The organism is Paenibacillus medicaginis, from assembly GCF_042138635.1.
Classification (GTDB): domain Bacteria; phylum Bacillota; class Bacilli; order Paenibacillales; family Paenibacillaceae; genus Paenibacillus; species Paenibacillus medicaginis.
Window position 1 is genome coordinate 207,441 of record NZ_JBHIRY010000004.1, and the last position, 20,269, is coordinate 227,709.

General features: G+C 49.5%; 19 protein-coding genes. 1 reads left to right on the forward strand and 18 read right to left on the reverse strand.

Translation table 11 applies throughout. The features are described 5' to 3' along the window. Nucleotides 1-71 precede the first annotated feature (71 nt). The 9 genes from ACE5LO_RS06520 to ACE5LO_RS06560 form a co-directional block, all read right to left on the reverse strand. On the reverse strand, nt 72-1,049 hold the full coding sequence (locus tag ACE5LO_RS06520; protein ID WP_375519209.1) for a FecCD family ABC transporter permease: 978 nt from the start codon (nt 1,047-1,049) through the stop codon (nt 72-74). Then, nucleotides 1,046-2,074, reverse strand: a complete 1,029-nt coding sequence (locus ACE5LO_RS06525) for a FecCD family ABC transporter permease (RefSeq protein ID WP_375519210.1) — start codon at nt 2,072-2,074, stop codon at nt 1,046-1,048. Before ACE5LO_RS06525 ends, ACE5LO_RS06520 begins: the two co-directional genes overlap by 4 nt. A gap of 4 nt (nt 2,075-2,078) precedes the next feature. Then, nucleotides 2,079-3,056: an ABC transporter substrate-binding protein gene (locus tag ACE5LO_RS06530; RefSeq protein WP_375519211.1), complete on the reverse strand. Its 978-nt coding sequence runs from the start codon at nt 3,054-3,056 to the stop codon at nt 2,079-2,081. A 93-nt stretch (nt 3,057-3,149) separates the two neighbouring features. Further along, nucleotides 3,150-3,956 carry a helix-turn-helix domain-containing protein gene (locus ACE5LO_RS06535; RefSeq protein ID WP_375519212.1) on the reverse strand — a complete coding sequence of 269 codons (807 nt, stop codon included), beginning with the start codon at nt 3,954-3,956 and terminating at the stop codon, nt 3,150-3,152. Nucleotides 3,957-4,404: 448 nt separating this feature from the next. Next, nucleotides 4,405-4,719 (reverse strand): hypothetical protein, encoded by a 315-nt coding sequence (locus ACE5LO_RS06540; RefSeq protein WP_375519213.1) that lies wholly within the window; start codon nt 4,717-4,719, stop codon nt 4,405-4,407. A 15-nt stretch (nt 4,720-4,734) separates the two neighbouring features. Next, a complete protein-coding gene (locus tag ACE5LO_RS06545; protein WP_375519214.1) occupies nt 4,735-4,917 on the reverse strand; it encodes a hypothetical protein in 183 nt (60 codons plus the stop codon). 263 nt (nt 4,918-5,180) lie between these two features. Further along, nucleotides 5,181-6,224: a LacI family DNA-binding transcriptional regulator gene (locus tag ACE5LO_RS06550; RefSeq protein WP_375519215.1), complete on the reverse strand. Its 1,044-nt coding sequence runs from the start codon at nt 6,222-6,224 to the stop codon at nt 5,181-5,183. 59 nt (nt 6,225-6,283) lie between these two features. Beyond that, complete coding sequence (locus tag ACE5LO_RS06555) at nt 6,284-7,882, reverse strand: cellulase family glycosylhydrolase (RefSeq protein WP_375519216.1); 1,599 nt, start codon at nt 7,880-7,882, stop codon at nt 6,284-6,286. A gap of 283 nt (nt 7,883-8,165) precedes the next feature. Next, a complete protein-coding gene (locus tag ACE5LO_RS06560) occupies nt 8,166-9,572 on the reverse strand; it encodes an MATE family efflux transporter (RefSeq protein WP_375519217.1) in 1,407 nt (468 codons plus the stop codon). Nucleotides 9,573-9,776: 204 nt separating this feature from the next. Here ACE5LO_RS06560 and ACE5LO_RS06565 point away from each other — a divergent pair, with 204 nt between their 5' ends. Beyond that, entirely contained in the window at nt 9,777-10,772 is a 996-nt protein-coding gene (locus tag ACE5LO_RS06565) for an acrylyl-CoA reductase family protein (protein WP_375519218.1), read from the forward strand. Nucleotides 10,773-11,171: 399 nt separating this feature from the next. Here the strand turns inward: ACE5LO_RS06565 and ACE5LO_RS06570 are convergent, their stop codons facing one another. The 9 genes from ACE5LO_RS06570 to abc-f all read right to left on the reverse strand — a co-directional run bounded on the left by ACE5LO_RS06570 (nt 11,172) and on the right by abc-f (nt 20,195). After that, nucleotides 11,172-11,360: a Spo0E family sporulation regulatory protein-aspartic acid phosphatase gene (locus ACE5LO_RS06570; RefSeq protein ID WP_375519219.1), complete on the reverse strand. Its 189-nt coding sequence runs from the start codon at nt 11,358-11,360 to the stop codon at nt 11,172-11,174. A 354-nt stretch (nt 11,361-11,714) separates the two neighbouring features. Beyond that, nucleotides 11,715-12,155 carry a type II toxin-antitoxin system VapC family toxin gene (locus ACE5LO_RS06575; RefSeq protein WP_375519220.1) on the reverse strand — a complete coding sequence of 147 codons (441 nt, stop codon included), beginning with the start codon at nt 12,153-12,155 and terminating at the stop codon, nt 11,715-11,717. Further along, nucleotides 12,124-12,543 (reverse strand): AbrB/MazE/SpoVT family DNA-binding domain-containing protein, encoded by a 420-nt coding sequence (locus ACE5LO_RS06580; RefSeq protein ID WP_375519221.1) that lies wholly within the window; start codon nt 12,541-12,543, stop codon nt 12,124-12,126. The genes ACE5LO_RS06575 and ACE5LO_RS06580 overlap by 32 nt, the downstream gene beginning before the upstream one ends. Before the next feature lie 278 nt (nt 12,544-12,821). After that, nucleotides 12,822-14,072: a transcriptional regulator gene (locus ACE5LO_RS06585; RefSeq protein WP_375519222.1), complete on the reverse strand. Its 1,251-nt coding sequence runs from the start codon at nt 14,070-14,072 to the stop codon at nt 12,822-12,824. Between the two features lie 252 nt (nt 14,073-14,324). Continuing rightward, nucleotides 14,325-14,603, reverse strand: coding sequence for a hypothetical protein (locus ACE5LO_RS06590; RefSeq protein ID WP_375519223.1), 279 nt, complete (start codon nt 14,601-14,603; stop codon nt 14,325-14,327). A gap of 367 nt (nt 14,604-14,970) precedes the next feature. Next, on the reverse strand, nt 14,971-15,309 hold the full coding sequence (locus ACE5LO_RS06595) for a TIR domain-containing protein (protein WP_375519224.1): 339 nt from the start codon (nt 15,307-15,309) through the stop codon (nt 14,971-14,973). A 208-nt stretch (nt 15,310-15,517) separates the two neighbouring features. After that, complete coding sequence (locus ACE5LO_RS06600) at nt 15,518-16,777, reverse strand: HipA domain-containing protein (RefSeq protein ID WP_375519225.1); 1,260 nt, start codon at nt 16,775-16,777, stop codon at nt 15,518-15,520. A gap of 52 nt (nt 16,778-16,829) precedes the next feature. Then, nucleotides 16,830-17,789 carry a nucleoside hydrolase gene (locus ACE5LO_RS06605; protein ID WP_375519226.1) on the reverse strand — a complete coding sequence of 320 codons (960 nt, stop codon included), beginning with the start codon at nt 17,787-17,789 and terminating at the stop codon, nt 16,830-16,832. 465 nt (nt 17,790-18,254) lie between these two features. Next, the gene (abc-f, locus tag ACE5LO_RS06610) at nt 18,255-20,195 is read right to left on the reverse strand and encodes a ribosomal protection-like ABC-F family protein (protein ID WP_375519227.1); all 1,941 of its coding nucleotides are present in this window, start codon (nt 20,193-20,195) and stop codon (nt 18,255-18,257) included. Nucleotides 20,196-20,269: the final 74 nt, after the last annotated feature.

Genomic DNA, 20,269 nt, shown 5'->3' on the forward strand with positions numbered 1-20,269 from the left:
GGTCATTTGCTCGGTAGGTTTCTCCTTTAAATCAGTTCTCCTAGACGCAGAGAACAGGTAGTCCTCCCGATTTATTTCATTCTGCGCTCCCTGCCCAGCAGGTAGATGAAGTACGGCGCCCCAATCACCGCAGTGATAATACCAACAGGAATCTCGCGCGGGATCACCAACACACGGCCCAAGAGATCACCGAGCAACAGTAGATTGGCACCGATTACTGCCGCCATCGGCAAACGCCACTGATTCTGCGATCCCACCAGTGCCCGTGCCATATGCGGAGCAAGCAGGCCGATGAAGCCGATCGCCCCCACAGCCGAGACCGCCACTCCCGCCATAGCCACAGAGAGCAGCAGCAGCCACAGCCGTTCTCTTCGCACGAGCAGGCCAAGGGACTGGCTGATGGCGTCTCCAACCTGCAGGATGTTCAGCTTCCTTGCATTGCCCATCGCCACGACAAACAGTATCGTGATTACGGGAGCAGTGATGTGAACCTGGTCCCATCCCCTTCCCCACAGGCTGCCAGACATCCATAACAGGGCCATGTTCACGTTCGCCGGATAAGTCACCATGAAATACTGGATACCCGCCTGGAAGACAGCTCCCATGGCAACTCCAACCAGCGCGAGTGTCGCCGGGGCGAGGGTTAGCTTCCTGCTCATCAGAACAAGAATAAGGAAGGATAGTATGGCTCCGGTAAAAGCGGCGGCAGGCAGCACTGCCCAGGGAGCCCCTGGCAGAAGGAAAATCGTGGCTACCGCAGCAAAGCTTGCCCCCTGAGTAATGCCAATCACATCCGGACTGGACAGATGGTTACGGAGCAGAGATTGCAGAATGGCACCGGCGACGGCAAGCCCGCAGCCGGCCCAGATGGCAACTAATACCCGAGGCAGACGAACTTCATGTACGATGAAGTAGAACGGGCTCTGCAGGTCCGTAAGTCCACTGATGATCCGGTTCCCGGGAATAGGTACGGCTCCTGCAGAAATGGAGAGCCAGCAAAGCACTGCCATCATAACGAGCCCGACCACAAGAAACAGTACCTTTTTCATGCCCGCTTCCCTCCTTGTCTGCGCGCCAGGTAGATGAATGCGGGCGCCCCGATGAATGCCGTCACGATCCCCACCGGGGATTCAAACGGAAAAGCGATCCAGCGGCTGAGTACATCCGCCAGCAGCAGCAGAATGGCTCCCAGCAAGGCCGTGAACGGAGTCAGTATGTTTAGGTCGGAACCTATGAGAGCCCTGGCTATATGCGGGACGATGAGACAGACGAACCCGATTGGCCCGCAGATCGCTACTGCCGAACCAGCGAACAACACCACGAGCAGCATCGTTGCCGCACGCACAGCATTCAACTTCATGCCAAGTCCGACAGCAACTTCATCATCCAGCTCCAGCATACGCAGTGAAGGCAAGAGACATAAGAGAATGAACAGGCCTGCAATTAGAATACAAACCAGAATCGACACATGCTGCCAGGTGGCATGATTGACTGAGCCAACCAGCCAGAAGATCATGCTTTCCGTTGAATACTGGTTAAGAAGCATGGCCCCTTCAGTTAGCGATGCAAACAGGAAATGCACCGTGATTCCCGCCAGCGCCAACGTGATATATTGTCTCGGCCCCTTCCCAGTCAGTGACCAGATCGTTAACGCTCCCATGACCGCACCAGCGAAGGCCAGACCCATCGAGGAAAGCAAGCTTGATGACGGTATGAACAGCAGTCCTGCTACTACGGCGAGCGAAGCACCTGCATTAATGCCGAACACATGCGGGGAAGCCAGCGGGTTCTTTGTCACAAGCTGGGTTAGCAGGCCCGCCAGTGCCAACTGGGCACCAACGATACCAGATAGAACCGTGCGCGGCAGCCGCAGCGTTCTGATGTAGAGATGCTCCTTCAAATCGGAACCGGTAGTGAAGATGGCCTCAAAGATGGAGCGCCAGCTAATGTGTGCCGGACCGATTTTAAGACTCAGCATAAAACTGATGACAAGCAACACCGTGCCGCCGGAAAACAGAAACAGCAGAACCGGCACACGGTTCTGCTTCCTGTCCGGATAAGTCATCCTGCTCATCCGTTTAATTACCCAGATCTGCCGCGATATCCAGCATGATCTGCTCTGAGCCAAGCAGACCGCGGGACAGCGACCAGTTGCGCCGCTCGACAGTGTAGATGTGTTTGTTGACTACCGCATCGATCTTGCTCCACAACGGATTCTTCTCCCATTCATTGACGATCGTCACATCCTCGGTCGGCATCAGGAACAGCACCTGCGGGTTCAGCTCCACCAGCTGTTCAAGCGCCAGCTCAGGATAGGATTTCTCATTCTGCAGCGGGTCTGTGAAGCCCAGCAGCTTCACGATGGAGCCGGTATATGAATGATCCGAATGACCGAAGAATCCGGTCGGGTTCACTACAGCCGGGAGAATGGTCAGGTCTGAAGCCGACAGCTTCTCCTGAGTTTCTTTTACCAGCCGCTCATGCTCTGCCAGCCTCTCAGCACCTTCCTTCTCCTTGCCCACAGCCTTGGCTACAATATTGAAGTTCTTCAGCATCTGATCGTAATCAGCCTGGAAATCGTCCAGCACCAGCACGGGCGCAATTTGCTCCAGCTGTGCCAAAGCTGCACTGTGCTTGTTGATATCAGCAATGATCAAATCCGGCTGAACAGAGCTGATCAATTCGATATTCGGTTCATACCGGGAACCTACTGACGTATATTGCCCCAGTTTATCTTTGACGGAATCCATGAACAATTCCGGTGAGCCATCATCGGCAATGCCTACAGGCTGTACCCCCAGTGAGACCAGCATGTCCGTAAAGCTGAAATCCATAGCTACGATCCGGTCGGGCACCTTGTCCAGTTTGAGCTCACCACGCGCATCCTGAACCGTGATGGCTCCTGATGCCGATGCCCCGCTCTCCCCTGATGCCGATGCATTGTTTTCTTGTCCTGCTGCACGATTTGTATCACTTGCCTGGCCGCAAGCTGCGAGACTCAGGATGACCATGAGGATTAGACCCAGAGAAATGAAGTGTTTTGCACGATGTACCATGACATCCTCCTTGATAATGATAATTATTATCGATCATTTTATCACTTCATTCTCCACATAGACATGTCTAAATCCAAGATCATACATGCGCAATTATTCGATTTCGCCAAACCTGCGCATATAATCGGCCGGGCTCGTGCCTGTAACCTCCTTGAACGTTCGGCTGAAATGAAAGTAATCTGCGAAGCCAACACTCTGGGCTGCTTTTTTCGCCGATGTCTCGCCCTGTGCGAACAATTGCTTCGCTTTCTCCACACGCAGCCGTTTCAGGTAAAGGCTCACGGTCATGCCTGTCTGCTCTTTGAACAGTACACTGTAATGTCCCGTGCTTAAGCCCGCCCGCTCTGCAAGCATCGGCAGTGTCAACTTAAGCATGTAATGCTCCTCAATATAATGAACCGATTTCTCAATCCGGGTACCGGAAGTCCACCGCTCCTCACTCAATCGGCCCTCGTACATGTAGAAGCTCAGAATTCGCTCCAGCATCATCCGGTTGCGAAAGTGCTGTGCCTCAGCCTCTTCTTCACTTAACCCCGGCATATCCTCCTGTGCTTGAAGCAAACCATCAACCATATACTTGACCTTGACTTCGCTTAGCACACGCTGTGTACCATTCCAATCCCATGGTGCACACTCTGGAACAATCCGGTATGTAATGATCGCATATTCCGCAGCCCGGGTGGTCGGAAGCTGAACCGTGACGATCCCTGCTCCCGAGTGACATGCGTAACCATGTGATACGGCCTTCCATTCACCCGTCTCTGCTGCGATCATCAGATACCCTTTCCGCACAATAAGCAGCTTCTCACATCCAGGCTCCGGCCTGATCCGGCAGGATTCACGAACAATTTCTATACGTTGAAACACAGGAATAATGGCGTTCATTTGCTGAAAACTCATGGAAATATCCCTCTTCTTCATTATTCTGCTGTATTTAATATAACACGCCTATGGCCGCCAATCCGCCGGTTTCGTATGCTCACATGTAGCAGTTCACAGTCACCCGGTTCCGAATCGCCGTCATGGATGCACCTTTCAAACGTAGATATACAGACAAAAATAATAGGGAGAGCACATATCGCTCTCCCTATTCGCTTACCGCTAAATCTCCGGCTTCATCCGTTTCCTTGATGACCCCTAATTGAACACCGTACACATATCTTGCTTCTACCATCTCCATTTGCTCAGATGGAAGATAATGATGTTTCTGTATTAGCATTTTCTTGCCAATAGTCATGATCTGGGACATGTTAATGTACGATTCTTTTCCTGTAATGTGTTCCGGAAGATGAACAAACCACTGATGACTTCCGTTTATCAAGTCTTAATACCAAGGCTTAGACCTGTACTAATCTTTAATTGTGATGATTTTTGCAATCAAAACATCATCTTCGTATTGGCTTTGGCATACCTCGTCACGAGAAAGAATAACGACTTTCCTTCTCTTTAAATCTGTAACAGCCTTATGTGAGCTAAATATGGAATCATCTTCAATCAACTCCGTTAAAAAACCTACCCTTTTACCATCGTATGTATATTTCGCAGGCTCATATGGCACAAAAAAGTCTATTGGACGATTAGAAACATATGGAACCCATGCTTCAAAAATCATTTGCTTTTCGATATCGTGCCAATTAGAAGAGTCAGAATAACGTAAACTCAAATTTATTACTCCCCCTTAGTCCCATTCCTCTTCTTCTTCTCGAATTGCATCACGACTAGATTTTTGATATTCTTCGCTCTGCAAATGGAATGGTTTGATTTTGCCCAGATAGTCAGCAATTGCTTTACCGCTAGCATTTTTCCTGCCTTTGCCCTTAAATTCAACAACATTGTTGGTTTTGTTTGCTACAACAGACATAATTCTACCTCCCCGCTTCTTCATACGAATCCCTCCGTAATAATTGTGTTATTACGGGTTATTCTATGATCGGCTGATGGATAATGTTACCTGATACCTGCATTTTTAGTATATCGCACAACTCGGAAGTATTCTACCTTTAACTTGCCGTAAGTATATAGGGAGAATACTAATAATTCAAGATTCTTTTAGAATTATTTTTCTTACCCATCAGCATCTATCATATTACCCGCACTCTACATTATAGGGAAAGGGATAGCGCCTTATACTCCTTTGGCATACCCCTCAGAGCCCTTCAAGCTTTGCACAGACTTCCCATGTACCAGTGTCGGTACAAACCGGTAGATGATCGGCACGGCGCTGCCCTTCTCCTCAATGGAGCTCATCAGCGCCCGCGCCGCCTGTCTCCCGATATCCGCAGCAGGCTGGCGGATCGTTGTAATGGCGGGATTATAGATATGCGCGAATTGAGCGTCATCGATGCCTACTATGGACACATCCTCCGGAATGCGCAGTCCTCTGGCGTTCACAAACTGGAGCATCTCGGCAAGGACGATGTCGTTGCCAGCCAGCAAAGCGGTCGGCGGCTCCTCCAGCGCAAACAGCCCATCCAGCGTGGCGTAAATCTCCTCCCGTGGCACACTGTGCATATACTCCTGCCGGAGAGGAAGACCTTGCTCCTCCATCCCTTTTTTATACCCGCTCACCCGTTCAACCCTTGGCGTGATCCTGTGTTCCCCGATGGGCAGGGTCAAGAGTGCGATGCGGGTATGACCGTGCTCGTTCAGCTCCTGGATGCCAATCTTGACGGCCATCTCGTTATCGAGAAGCAGGCTTTGGGTGTTGACTCCCTCCACCAGCCTGTCGAGGAATACCAGCGGGAACTTCTCTTCAACCAGCCTGTTATAGACCGCCGCATTTTGCCCAGTTGGGAAAATGATCAGCCCGTCCACCTTACGGGCCAGCAACATGTCAATATGCCGGTTTTCCTTGTCAGGATTCTCATCCGCATTGCAGATAATAACCTGAATCCCGGACTGCTGCAGCTCATTTTCAATCGCCCGGATGCTTTGGATCGACAGCGTATACTCCAGATTGCCAACGATGACACCTGCCATGTAGGTACGATTGTGCTTGAGACTTCGGGCCAGTCCGTTAGGCTGATAATTCAATTCCTTGATGACCTGCTCGATTCTGGCCTTGGTCTCGTCGCTCATATATTTGTATCGTTTGTTCAAAAACTGGGAAACTGTGCTTTTGGACACCCCCGCTTCCCGGGCCACGTCCGCAATGGTCAACTTCTTCATCTCTAACTCCTTATGGCCTTATCGCCTGTTCATAAACTGATCGTAAATGAGTATACGTTTTAAGGCTCCACTCCCCATACCAAAGTTCCGTTTTTATAGACGGTCACCCTGTTCCAATCCTTGAAGCTGTTTGCATTCCCGGCATATGAGTAGTCGTTGGTTTCATTGTAGTTGCTCCAATCCGCCGGATGAATGCGAAGCTGGATATCCCCGCTCTCTCCGCCTGCCGGAAGGGAGCCTGCTGCCTTCCCGAATGACAGCTCCACATAATGGTCTGCACGGGCAGCGGGAGCGCTCATCGCAGCGAATGATCCGTTTACATTGGAGCTCCCGATCTTGGCCCAATCCACAAAAAACTGCTGCTTCTGCCTGCTCTCGTCCGAGTAATAATAGCGGATCTTCAGATCACTCAACGATACCGCTGTCTGACCGGTATTCACGATATTTAACACCGGCCTTATTGCATTATCTGACGGGTTAGCATCACCATTGCGGTATTGCAGGACGATGCCACCGGTTTCCTTTTTGCCGCTGATTCCATCTTTTTTACTGTTGCCGTTTCCGCCCTCTTTACCGGGTTTGCTGCTGCCGGTCCCGTTAGCGGGAGCTTTACCGGCTTTGCCGCTGTCCCCATTATTCGCTGGCGATTTACGCAGCAATTCTTTCTTCACGAACCGCCCTGACGGCGATAACTGACTGTCCGGCCAGTTGCCCGTCTTGCTCGCTCCCGGCAGAAGCGCAGCGGACGTCTCCCCCTTATCCGACAATGACCAATTCACCCAACTGATTTTGCGGCTGTTCAGAAAATCAATCCATACCTTCGCCTCGCTCAGGAACGGGCCTCCGCTGCCCAAAGCATCACTCGTTCCCCATTCGGACACGAAGATGGCAGCCTTCTTACGGAGCGCATAATCGATCCGGTCACGTAGAGCCTTCCCATGTGTCCCTGCATAGAAATGCAAGGCATACATGGTATTGGCATCGGCAACCGGGTTATCCGCCGCATCCTGAATGTCCTGGCTCCATGTACCTGTACCCGCAATAATAATATTATCCGGGTCCTTGGCCCTGATTACGGCGCTTACTTCCTCAATATAGGGTTTGATTTGCCCATTCCAGGTCACGCCCCCGTTAGGCTCGTTCGCCAGCTCATAGATCACATTAGGAGTCTTGCCATACAAACCTGCCATTTCACTAAAAAACGCTTTGGCCTTTGCTTTATACTTGTTAGGGTCACCGTCCGACAGAATATGCCAGTCGATGATCACATATACCCCCAATTTGCGGGCTGCTTCTACGGCTTCCTTCACCTTTTTCTTGAGCGCAGGATTAGAAATGTATCCATCATTTTCCGTATACATCGCTACCCGAAACACGGAGATTCCCCAGTCATCGCGTAGCGAGCGAATCGCCTTCTCATTGACGAAATCACCGTACCACTGGATGCCGTGGGAGCTTATTCCCTTAAGCTGGACAGGCTGACCGGCTTGGTCTACTAACCGGCCATTTTTTACCGATAATTGACCATGCCGTTCCACCGGTGTCTTGGATGCAGCGGACGCTGCTGAAGCCCCTGCGAACAAACCTGTATTTAAGCTAAACAGCATGAGTGCTGCCATTAATCCGAGACTCAATCTCTTTAAAAGGACCTTTCGCATGTGCATGTTCACTCCCTGATTCCTGTACAGGCCAATCTCCTCTGTCTGCTGCCTGCCGTTATGACGAGTTTTATTATAGGACAGCCCATGTCAGTTTCCTACATCTTAACGGGTAAAACTGAATATGACAATTCATCATAATGCCGAATTGTAAGCCGCAATACAAAGTGGTATCATTCAAATCTTAAAACATGTCTGTTGAAATAACCAAAAAAACTCCGCCTGTCAGGAGAGCAGTGCGTAACTCTCCCTGACGGCGAAGGTTTATAAGAGCGAAAAATCGTTAAATTGCAGGCGCTGCGGATGCAGACTTGTCGGCGGATTCATGCTCAACAAGTCCATGCTTCTCCCAAACCCGGCTCCTCCAGCGAAAGTACATGATGACCGCACGTGTCCACTCATCTGCGGCGATGGCGAGCCATACTCCTGCCAGCCCCATATTCAGCTTGAACACAAGCAGATAGCCAAGCGGAAGGCTCATGCACACCATGGAGAGCAGGCCTACGAATACCGGGAATTTCGCATCCCCGACAGCGCGCAGGGAGCTGATGATGACAATATTGGTGGTCCGTCCGCTTTCCAGCAGCAGACTGAGCAAAAGCACCGTGGCACCAAGCTGAATAATCTCGGGGTTATCCGTGAATATGCCCATAAGCGGAACTCTGAAAGCAATCACGATCAGATCAATCGCCACCGTAACCATGAGCGCCAATTTGGCGCTTTTCAGCACCCGCGCATAAGCGGCATCCTTTTCCCTGGCCCCGACCAGGCGACCGACAATAATGGCTGTCCCCATACCTACTGCCATACTGAACAGATAAATATAGCTGGAGATATTAAAAGCATACTGCCGTGTAGCCATCGCTTCAGCCCCCAGATAAGTTACATAGAGGGTAAACACAAGCTGACAGGAATGATATGTGATCGATTCCAGCGCGGACGGAATGCCGATACGCAGTATTTTAACAATGTAATCCCTGGACAGCTTCACATAATATATAAATTGAACCCGGACCTCCGTTACTCTGTACATCAGCCAGAAAAAGATCAGAAGGCAGATCAGACGGCTGCCGACCGTGGAAATGGCCGCACCTTCCACACCCAGCGCAGGAGCGCCAAAGTTGCCGAAAATCAGCATATAGTTGCCCAACACGTGGATTACATTCATGAAAACCGAAATATACATCGTTTCCTTGGTAAAGCCATGCGTACGGATTGTCGCCGCCAGCGCGTTAATCAATGCCTGCAGGAAAATGGCTCCACCGACAATGCTCATATAGGACTGCGCGTACGTCAGAATTTCCCCCTGAACATTCAGCCATTGCAGCATTTGAGTGCCGAGCAGCAGGAAGGACACGCTCAGCAGCAGACCCACCATCAGGTTTAACGTAATGGCCGTACCCGTGACGCGGGCGGCCTCAATCAGCTTCTTCGAACCGATATATTGTGCGACAACGATGGCAGCACCATTGCCGATCACTTCAAGGATAAGAATGGCAATAGAAATAATCTGGTTCGCTGCACCCACTCCGGATACCGCATTATCGGAGACGGAGCTGAGCATGAAGGTATCCATGCTTCCCATCAGCATGAACAGGAACAATTCCAGGAAAATAGGCCAGGTCAAATGAAAAATGTTCAACTGGTTCCCCGGCAGCAGCGAGCCTTTATTTAATGCTTTACCAGTCAATGATGTCACCCTTCTCCGTTTAGCTATTTTCAGATCAAGGGGTATGTTAGCACATTCAAAATGAAAAAGCAGCAGAAATTTGTAAACATATGAAAAACAATCATTTGAAAACAAAGAGACTGTATGTGATCTAATCGTTTGACTGCTGCAAAGGGGTGGTCTAGCATAGATAACAACTGAAAAAATATGAAAGAAGGTCGTTCCATGTCCCTGACATTCCAGGCGCTGGTCGTTGATAATAAGGATACTTTTACCATAGGCATATCCCAGCTTTCCCTTGACGATCTCCCGGAAGGGGAGGTGCTGATCAAAACTGCTTACTCCAGCATCAATTATAAAGACGGGCTTGCCGGTACAGCTGACGGTAAAATCGTCTCCTCATATCCATTCGTCCCCGGCATCGACTGCTCAGGCACGGTAGTATCCTCTGCAGATGCCCGCTATAAGGAAGGACAATCGGTGCTCGTGACCGGCTACGGGCTGGGCGTTAACCACTTCGGCGGCTTCAGTGAGTATGTGCGGGTGCCAGTTGAATGGGCCGTGCCGCTTCCCGGGAGCTTGTCGCTGCGGGAGGCGATGATCTTCGGCACCGCCGGCTTTACCGCCGCTCTCTCGATTGACCGGCTGGAGCAGCAAGGTATGTCCCCCGGCAAAGGAAAGGTCCTCGTAACCGGGGCTACCGGTGGCGTGGGCGCTGCAGCCGTTGCCATACTGTCCCGGGCAGGCTATGAGGTGGCCGCAAGCACGGGCAAGGCCGATGCCCATGACTACTTGCGGTCTCTTGGCGCCCATGAAATCCTGTCCCGGGACGAGGTCTATGACGGCGGCCGCATCAAGGCGCTCGACAAGCAGCTCTGGCAGGCGGCTGTAGACCCGGTCGGCGGCGCATCGCTCGCCTCCATCCTGAGCCATATCGCTTACGGCGGCTCAGTTGCCGTCAGTGGCCTTACGGGCGGAGGCAGCGTGCCAACCACTGTGCACCCATTCATTCTGCGTGGCGTCAATCTGCTTGGCATCGACTCGGTTTTCTGCCCATATGATACGCGGCTGCGGATTTGGGAGCGGCTGGCGGGGGACCTGAAGCCGCAGCAGCCTGAGCTGCTGGTGGAGAAGGAAGTGTCCCTGGAAGAGCTGCCTGACACGCTCACCGGTATTTTACAGGGTCAGTCGCGGGGAAGAACGGTCGTGCGCCTTTCTTAAGTTTTGCTTACGACACAGGGCATGCACGGAGCAGCGCGAGACGGCTGATCAGCTTCATGAGTCTCCACATCCTTCGTTAGCGGTTCCAGTGTAATACATTAACTAACTGAAGTGCATCCCGGAAGCCTTGCAAATAGATTTCTCTTTCCAGTTGAGACTGTATGGATAACTGGGTCTCTTCGTAAAGAATTATCGTAGGCTTCCAATCGTCGGGCACTGCTTGGCAAATAGCTCGGAAGTAACTGTCACATTCCACACCTCTTTTTTGTAGAAAAATCCAAACATTGGGGAGTACAAATGTATATCAAAAATGAAATTAAATTACCACTGCATTCAAATATCTGATAATATAAAAGGGCGAGGGGACCTGGCAAAAGTTTCTCGCCCAAAGTCGATTGTTTAAGCAATCGGCTTTTTTAGTTTCTCTTTCTCTATTCGATTATACCGATTGATCAGCTCGTCCAGTCGCACGGATTGCTTGACAATCCTTGGATGACTCAGTTCACCGTGCTCTTGCACCAGCAAATGCAATTTTTGCCGCGCCCGCTCAATTTGGATTCGTAAAATTACCTTGGAACTGCTTGTCATTGGTTTCACCCTCCTGGTGCAAATCCGCTCCGGTCCGTTCGGCACCGTGCTGTTTCTCGGTATCTAACTCAAATATTAAGCCCCAGACATAGTCTGGGGCTTAATAGGTCATGGAGCCCTCGCCAACAAAGCCGGTTCCATGTCGTACAGGGTAGAATGAAGTAGTTCTTCACCGAAAAACGCTTGCCTTTCCCGGCTCACTTACCCCATATGCATAAAATTGTAAAGTCTATGTACAGTATAAAAGCCTTCCATCTCTCTAACTTTAGCCAACAACGGATCCGCAGATAGCAACCGGGTTTGCCAAGGGAGTACCGATCGGTCTTCTGGTAACGTAGTGCAACAGGCGGTAACTTACTTGTTGTCCATGAGTTCAGCAGGGGTTTGGACGTTGACTCCAAGCTTGAGGAAGTCTTTCACATTAATTGTTATCACATGTGCAGGTGATACTGCTTTTGCATGTGCTGCTAAATAAGCATCTGTAAAATCAATCCCCTTTTTACTGTACTGCTCCAGTGCCTCTTCCACGACTGCCTTCTCTTCGCAATCAATACCCTTAAGATTAATGAAGGAAATTAGTGCTTGCTTGATTACTTCTTTCTTTTCACGAAATTGTTTTCCCATGAGTACAAAAACACACTCACTGATAATCAGCGGCGAAACTTTCAAGGTAAATTCTCCTTGGGGCGCCGCCTGAACCAGTTGCCGCGCCTGAGGCGAATGCTCTTTATTCGTGCGCAAAGCATAGATGATGATATTCGTGTCAATCCAAATCTCCGTCTTTTTCTTGGTCAAACTTCATCCCCTCCGAATTATAATTCTTCAATATCTGCTCACTGCGCTCCTCTCGGGCCGCATTGAGATCCAGAGTAAAGTTACCATTATCCTCTGGCCGATCAAACATGCCAAATAGTTCATCAGCAGTCAAAAGCTTTACTGGCTCAACATGAATCTCACCGTTTTCCTTCAAAATAAAGCGAAGTTGATCGCCCTCTTTCAAGCCAATTTGTTTCATGATTTTAGCAGGGAATGTAATTTGGCCTGCTCGACTTATCGTGGATCTAGCCTCCACTGGGATAATAGATAAGGATGTATTCATATTTTTTCGTTCCTTTCCTGTTTCGGTTTCGGTACTTTGTTTGGAATAGGAAACCTCGGTTTGGTTGTTTTTTTGATCCTTCATTTTTGCTTACCCCCTTATTCTAATCCTTGTGATTAAAATCTTCAAGTAAAATAGATGTTTCAAATAATTTATAAAATACAAGAATAATGTTATATTCAACAGTTTTACTATATATAATGAATCTTATGCATTCCTTAGAATATTAGTCCCTCGAACAGCTTTGAACTACAAAAAAACATCCTTCAAAAGAGGATGCCTCTGCAACGTCAAACAATTAACCATAACTTCTATGAAAGAAAAATCATCACCCGCCCAATTCCGGTACATTTCAAATCGTGTCAAATTATTAAAATGTTCTTTATGCTGTTGATTCTAACCGATAGTCGCAAACCTTCGAGTATGGAATTTACTGCACGGTCATGACCCCTTTTGAATCGATATACTGCTAAATCACTAAAAAATCTGGCGAGTTTTTCCTTCACAACAGAGTTATTATACGGACCATATTTCCCGACCACTTCCATAGATGGAATATACGCCGCAAAACGTTCCAATATGTGATCCATATCAAAATCAAAGCGGTTAGCAGCTTGGACCATATAGCCCAAAGCAATAAAGATTTCCTCTGGACGAGTGGCTACAAAATCCGCGTATTCCTCTAACGCCTTTGCTTCACCGGATAATATACGGTATAAATATCTGTTGGCAGTTGCCCATTCAGCAAACTGGTGAATATATCGGCGTGCTTCTTCGTCATCCTCACGAATCCATAATTCTCCTTGTTCATACTTCGAAACATAACTCAATGCCCCATTATAATACTGAAACTCTTCACAGACAGTGGAACGAAAAAGCCAGCCATACAAAATATAAAAATAGAATGGCTGTTTTGGTTTGCGTTCAGTTGAAGGCTGCTTATACTGAAGCGTAGCAATTCGCAGCATCTCCACCGCCAGTTCATCTACCTTTTTCCACTTATGAGCGGTCATCATAACATGAATCAACTCTTTCAAAGCATCAAGCTGGTCCGCCTCATCCAAACGATTCACATACGGCTCAAATAAAATAGCCGATCTTAAATTCTCCTCCAGATCATCCCCTAACGACAGCTCGAACAGCCGATAACGGCAAATGGCCAATCTTTCTGAGTGCTGGAGTTTTTCCGCTTCGCTCACCTGGGTATAAATGAGTGCCGCAGCCTGTCTATGATCAGAAGCGAATAGGTCCTCTGCTACCTCAAACAAAACAGAAGTGTGTGACAGATCCTCCAACAACCGATGAACAACCCGTTCGATGCAATCCAAGCGGTCCAGTTCCGCACACCGAACAATAAAGGGACGAATCCGCCGCATGCTCGGAGAAAAAGCAAAGCATTCATCAACGTACGAATCAAACAAAAAATCTTCAGGTAATTTCATCGCTGATGTAATCGACTCCAATTGTCGGAGTGAAACAGGCTTTGTGCCTTGAAGCATCCGACTCAACGTACCGGCATTCACATTGGAAATACTTGAAAACTGCGTGAAACTTAAATTATGTTTCTGTATGTATGTACTGAGTGTTTCACGAATTGTATTGTCTGACTTCAAACCAGACTCACCCCCTATAGCACACAAACAAAAACCAAAATTTAGTGTTTGTTTATAGATAATAGTATACTCCAAATTGAACAGCGGTCAACAGTATATATACGTCAAATTTAGACACTGAGAACTTATCAGTTATCGATCTATACGATGAAATAAAAAACAAAGGCCCGGTTCATTTACCGCAGCCTTTGTTTTTTATGAATTTAGATATTGTAGAAAGAAGAGGTGTCTCCCTCATCTTACTATTATCTGTTATGCGAAAGATGGTTTTTTTCGATCTACATCGCCGCTTAGAACCTTAACATACACTTTATCTTCTCCATCAACAGAAGGTCCAACATACTTTTCCCCACTGTTAACATCATGATAAATTACGCCTTTAAGGTTAGTTTCTACTTTTGAATTATTAGTTCGCAGTATTTTTCCTGCGAGCCCTTCACCATTTAGCACTTTATTGGCGACCTCTCGATCTATCCTAATAACTTCATTTTTGGTGGTTCCATGACGCCCTGCTAAGTTATTGCGTATCATACGGAATCCCCTCCAACTAAATGAGTAATTACACTTAATAATTCAGCATTACTCGTAATGACATCTGGCAAATCAGATTCTTCCAAACCTTTCCGCCCAGTGAAATGCACAGAAAGTACATGTTCTTGATCTAAAGGGTAACATAACACATATACTGGAGCAACTTCTTGTCTTTTAAAAAAGGAAAATTTTCCACTAAAGTAAACATCCAAGACATAAATGAGCTGATCTCCATCTGCTTTGTCCCGGTTGGAGTTAAAAGGAAAGAAGCGCCCTTTTCCTACATTACCCCCAACTTGAGAAAGACCATCGGTCCCCTGTTTTCTCCAGAAAGCTGCTCCAGTGACACGGAACCCATCGGGAGGGATTATTGAATTACGAACAGCCTCACTGAGAGCATGATATCTACCCTCTCCTTCAATAACAGATACATTCTTATTGTATTCCCAGAAAAAGTGTAGAATACTCTGCTTTTCTTCTCTCGATAAAGTGCAACATCGTCAGGAGCAAATATAAAAACAGCAAAATCATTATGGTCCAGTTCGGTTTCCAGAGATTCCATCGTATATTGGTTTGCACCAAATACACCTGCGTACCATGGATTAACATGGGTTAGACGCTTTAACTGGTTGTGAACAGCATTTGCATATTCTATAGCTTCCCTAGATGAGCCGATAAATGTTTTCGGTTTTACTGGAAGTGCCACGTTTTTTGCTCCTTTGCAACAGTAATTCCAACCAGTATTATACTACCAAATAAATGAATAGTATTGTTCATTCTAACTTAAATGTGACTAGATGACTGCTGACCCACTGGAGTGCCCGAATTGAAAAAACCGCCTAACTACTGCTAAGCGGTTTTGGCAAAAAAGCGACAACCGTTGCCTCCGATGCAAACGCATGAGAGCGGGCTCTTTAGTCGGATCCGTTTTCTGCGGATGACTCACCGCTGTATGCTGTGTTCTCCAGGACATCAGCGCTTCGATCATCCACCCATAAACGGGGCGTGCGGGAATGAACAATCCCGGCCAGCATGTCTACCCGCTTTTGCAAGGCGGAGCAAAGGGCATCACGCCTTGCCTCGTCAATAAACAATGAACCTTGCAGTATTGCCCTAAACTCTTCATCCAGCCCCTGCAGCAGAGACAAGTCTAGCCAGTCAAAAGACGTAACCAGCTTGATTTGCTCGTTATGATCGTTTTTGAAGGGCTTGCAGGTCAATTGGACCGTTGGCGAAATGAGCGCCTGCGGCTTGGTAAACCAGAGGGAGGAGCCACTATCGTAAATCGGGGCTGCTCCGATCCACTCCAGCGTTTCCACATTTCGAATGACGCCGAAATTATTTTGATGCCTGTCCTCATTGGCAATGAGGTAATCCACGACCATCATCCGGTTCAGCGCATCGACGATGCCGGGAATGCCGAGCGCCTCGCAGCAATTTACATAATGCTGATAAACCGATATATGATTTGGTTTTTGCCGGATTTGCATCACATACCATGCCGTCACCAATTCCGTCTGTGGCGTGATGAAATTTTCGCAAACGCTGTATGGGTAATTCTCTTGTACCAATAGCGTATAGGGAACGTGAGGAATGCCCAGGCGATCCATTACTCGGCTTGCCAGCACTTCATTATAAGGTTCCTGCTGAATCGCGCCGCTTCCGCCCTTGATGAGGCAGCGTTTCCCATCCAATATCGCCCATTTCTTTTTTAACCAGCCATCCGAAGTGTTATCCGGCGACATTAAGCTTATGCCTTCTCCCGAAAATTCTCTGCCGAACAGTACATTCCCGACATCTTCGGAAAAAGCGTTATCGAAAAAATTGACCTGCGACCAATCGACATCGGCACCTGTGGGACATATCCAATATTGGTCGGACAAGCTGAGGCCCAAACTTTTATCCAAAAGTTTTTGGGTGGTAGCCAGTCTCAGTTCAAGCAGCGCTTCCTTGATGCCGTCCCGGCTAGCGGGAATAGCCCGACCTCGCCACCATTCATTGAGCGCCGAGCGGTCGATACGTCCTTTTTTGACCGATATCCCGATGGGAACGTGGCGTTCGTCGTACACATCACCGATAGCGGAAATGGCGCCGGTCGCTTCGTCAAGCTCAATTTCCGCAACCGGGACGTTTTTGTGTTTTAATACGTATTTTTTGTTCCATGCATCCGCCATGTCACCCACTCCTCTAGCCTCATCTTGTACGACCTAACACGCAATAATCCTTTCATGTAACAATCGATCCAAGCACCTCATAGAGCATGGCCGTAAATGCCTCCCGGTTCACTTCCTCGCACACTCTTACATTCCGCAGACGCTCCAGACGGTTGTTGATGTCCACGAGGCTGTAGCCGCGGGTCAGCTCGCCCGCCGTCTCTACATCCACATGATACATGCCGGAACGGGTCATGATCGATTCATCAGCTGCTACTGCCATTAGCAGCGTATCCGGATGTGTCGTGCCTGGCAGCCGATGCACCTCTTTGTTGAACTGCTTGACCACTCTATTAATGTCGATGAAAAACTTCGCCCCCGCTGTACCGAGCCGCTCAATTTCCTCATGATTGGCATCGTCCATTACCGAGTAGCGGGTACACATCTCCCAGCCGACCATCGTGATCGGCACACCGGAATGCAGCACGATTCTGGCCGCCTCCGGGTCAACCCAGAAGTTGTACTCCGCTGACGGTGTAATATTGCCCAGGGAATTATTCGTGCCGCCCATGATATACAGGTGCGGAATTTTCGGGATGATCCCCGGGTCCTTCTGCACGGCCATGGCAATGTTGGTCAGCGGCGCAATCGCCAGCAGATGAATCTCGCCGGGATGGGCATGGATTTTCTCAATCAGAAAATCCACCGCATGCTCCTGCTCCGGCCGCTGCACCGCGTGCGGAAAGTTCGCTCCGCCCATGCCGTCGGAGCCGTGCACATCCTCCACCGTCCGGTGCTGCTGCTTTCCGACCGCCAGCATCGGCTTCTCATGCCCTTTGTAGACCGGGATGCTTCCGCCCTTGCCAGCAACCTGAATCGTATAAAGCGCATTTTCCACCTGCTGGTCAAACTGCACATTGCCGCCGGTAATCATCACGCCTTCAACCTGAAAATAATGCATGGCCGTCAGAAGGGCTATCGTGTCGTCCCCTGCCGTATCGGTGTCTATGATGACTTTTTTTCTGTCCGTCATTTCCTTGCTTCCCCCTTCATCTGATCAAGCCCTTAGTAGGCTCACTGTCTTATCCATTGAAGCACTCCGGGCGCGTCTGCGCAACTACTCTTGAGCAGTACTTGAAGGGCGTTGAAAGCTTGAGGACAGGGAGGGCCAGTTGGCTGGGAGACAGATCCACACACCCCTATCTGGACGCTTTGCACCATTATCCCGTTGGATCAGGTCGCCGAGCAGCAGACAAGCACGGGATAAGGGGATATTGGGCAGATCAGCAGACAGATACGAGATCATTAGACGGGTTCAGGACAAGTTCCTTTTTCAAATCGAAAATCTCACCTGAACTGAACCGCCTCCTTTTTTCCTTATCAATTTTTCGTACACTCTTACTCTAGCCACCACCCTCTGCTCCTGAACAAAAGGGATAATCGTGCAAGGACATCATGCAGGGATACCCAGCCACCTCAGTCTAATTTATTTCGTCAACTAGTCCAGTTCAATCCATTCGGCAAGCAGTTCATCGAGCCGCTTTTGCTTCTCTTCGCGATCAGCCCACAGCTCCTGCAGCTTCACCGGATCATCACCGGCCTGTTCCAGTTCAGCATCCGTGGCGGCAAGTACGGCTTCCTGGGCAGCGATGTGCTGCTCCAGCTTCTCTCGGACAACCCGGACCCGCTCAAGGCTTTCGGTTTGGCCTGGATTCGGCTGCGCTTTTTCCTCCTTGCGTCTGGCGGACCCTTTCCCCTTGCCTGGTACAACCTCTTCCCGCTCATCCAGACTTCTGCGAATATCTACAAGCTGACGCTTCTTCTCCCGGTAATCGTCAAATCCTCCCAGGTAAGAAGTCACGCGCCCTTGCTCCAGCTCCCAGACCCGCTGCGCGAGTTTGTTGACAAAATACCTGTCATGGGAGATGACCATCACCGTGCCGGGGAAGGCTTCAAGCGCCTCCTCCAACGCTTCCCGCGAATCGATGTCCAGGTGGTTGGTTGGCTCATCCAGCAGCAGCAGATTCGGCTTTTTCATCACCAGCAGCGCCAGCCGCAGTCGGGACCATTCCCCGCCGGACAGCATACGCACAGGCTTAAAGACGTCTGCTCCATAGAAAAGATACCTGGCCAGAATACTGCGGGCCTCCCCCTCCTCCACGGCGGCTTCCTTCCGGAAAAAGGACAGTACGGGTTCCGAAAGCTCCTCCCGTTCCTCCTGCTGCGCCAAATAGCCGTATTCTACACGCGAGCCCCATTCTACAACGCCGGCGTCTGGCTGCTCCTGACCGAGCAGCAGACGGAGCAGCGTGGATTTCCCGGCACCGTTATCACCCAACAACGCCACTTTCTCGCCAAACTCCAGGCTGCCTTCGGCACCGGCCAGAATGTTCCGTCCGGCGTACGCTTTATGGAGATTTTCAAAGCGCACTACCCTTCTGCCTGAACGGTCCTGCGGATTCAGGTCAAAATCAGCGCTCTGCCGCTCCAGCACTGGGCGCTTGATCAGTTCCATCCGTTCCAGCGCTTTGCGGATAGAGGCGGCTTTTTTGAAAAACTTTTCATTATCCCCGATACGTCCCCATTCCTCGAACCGCCGTATCGCTTCTTTCATTTTCTTGATCCGCTTCTGCTGCTCCTGGTAATCCGCGAACTGGATCAGGAGGCGCTCCTCCTTTTCCTTCACGTATCCGCTGTAATTGGTAGGGTAGGTGTGCGCCTCGCCGTCCTCAATCTCAATCATTTTGCCGATGACAGCATCGAGGAAGTAGCGGTCATGGGACACGATAATACAGGCCCCTGTATAACCATGCAAAAACTGCTGCAGCCATTCCAGCCCTTTCAGATCCAAATGGTTCGTCGGCTCATCCAGCAGCAGCAGGTCCGGCTTCCCAATCAACTGGGATGCAAGCACGATCCTGGTCTTCTCGCCCCCTGACAAGCTGCCGAAGACACGATCATATGCAGACTTGGGAATGTCCAGCCCGTCGGCCACCTGATCGATATTCGCATCCATCTCATAGCCGCCAGCCTGTTCGAAGCGCTCCTGGAGCGCAGCATAAGACTTTAAAAGTTTCTCCATTCGCTCTGCATCAGCCATCGCATCCGGCGCAGACATCTCCTGCTCCAGCCGGCTCATCTGACGGCGGCAGTCCTGCAGCTCACGGTAGCCGTAAGCGAGCACCTCATGAACGGTCAGCGCTTCGAACTCCTCCGGAATTTGTGGCAAATATCCGATGCGGATATCCTTTTTATGCGTCAACAAACCCTCGTCTGGCTTGTTCTGGCGAGCGATCAGCTTCAACAATGTCGTTTTCCCGCTGCCGTTGCGGCCGATCAGCCCGACCTTCTCACCTTCATGTATTTCAAAATTCACTCCATCCAGAATAAGGTTCGCTCCATGATAAGCTTTCAATTGTTGTCCGTTTACAATATACATGTATAGGTCCTCCCCAGGTGATGAAGACCCTGACCCGCACAGCACAAAAAGGGCCGCAGGAATATGCCCGCGGC

Excerpts from the sequence above, each read along its gene's own strand:
- ACE5LO_RS06520 (WP_375519209.1), bottom strand. The coding sequence starts at position 1,049 with ATGAAAAAGGTACTGTTTCTTGTGGTCGGGCTCGTTATGATGGCAGTG.
- ACE5LO_RS06525 (WP_375519210.1), bottom strand. The coding sequence starts at position 2,074 with ATGAGCAGGATGACTTATCCGGACAGGAAGCAGAACCGTGTGCCGGTT.
- ACE5LO_RS06530 (WP_375519211.1), bottom strand. The coding sequence starts at position 3,056 with ATGGTACATCGTGCAAAACACTTCATTTCTCTGGGTCTAATCCTCATG.
- ACE5LO_RS06535 (WP_375519212.1), bottom strand. The coding sequence starts at position 3,956 with ATGAGTTTTCAGCAAATGAACGCCATTATTCCTGTGTTTCAACGTATA.
- ACE5LO_RS06545 (WP_375519214.1), bottom strand. The coding sequence starts at position 4,917 with ATGTCTGTTGTAGCAAACAAAACCAACAATGTTGTTGAATTTAAGGGC.
- ACE5LO_RS06550 (WP_375519215.1), bottom strand. The coding sequence starts at position 6,224 with ATGAAGAAGTTGACCATTGCGGACGTGGCCCGGGAAGCGGGGGTGTCC.
- ACE5LO_RS06555 (WP_375519216.1), bottom strand. The coding sequence starts at position 7,882 with ATGCGAAAGGTCCTTTTAAAGAGATTGAGTCTCGGATTAATGGCAGCA.
- ACE5LO_RS06565 (WP_375519218.1), top strand. The coding sequence starts at position 9,777 with ATGTCCCTGACATTCCAGGCGCTGGTCGTTGATAATAAGGATACTTTT.
- ACE5LO_RS06570 (WP_375519219.1), bottom strand. The coding sequence starts at position 11,360 with ATGACAAGCAGTTCCAAGGTAATTTTACGAATCCAAATTGAGCGGGCG.
- ACE5LO_RS06580 (WP_375519221.1), bottom strand. The coding sequence starts at position 12,543 with ATGAAGGATCAAAAAAACAACCAAACCGAGGTTTCCTATTCCAAACAA.
- ACE5LO_RS06590 (WP_375519223.1), bottom strand. The coding sequence starts at position 14,603 with ATGATACGCAATAACTTAGCAGGGCGTCATGGAACCACCAAAAATGAA.
- ACE5LO_RS06600 (WP_375519225.1), bottom strand. The coding sequence starts at position 16,777 with ATGGCGGATGCATGGAACAAAAAATACGTATTAAAACACAAAAACGTC.
- ACE5LO_RS06605 (WP_375519226.1), bottom strand. The coding sequence starts at position 17,789 with ATGACGGACAGAAAAAAAGTCATCATAGACACCGATACGGCAGGGGAC.
- abc-f (WP_375519227.1), bottom strand. The coding sequence starts at position 20,195 with ATGTATATTGTAAACGGACAACAATTGAAAGCTTATCATGGAGCGAAC.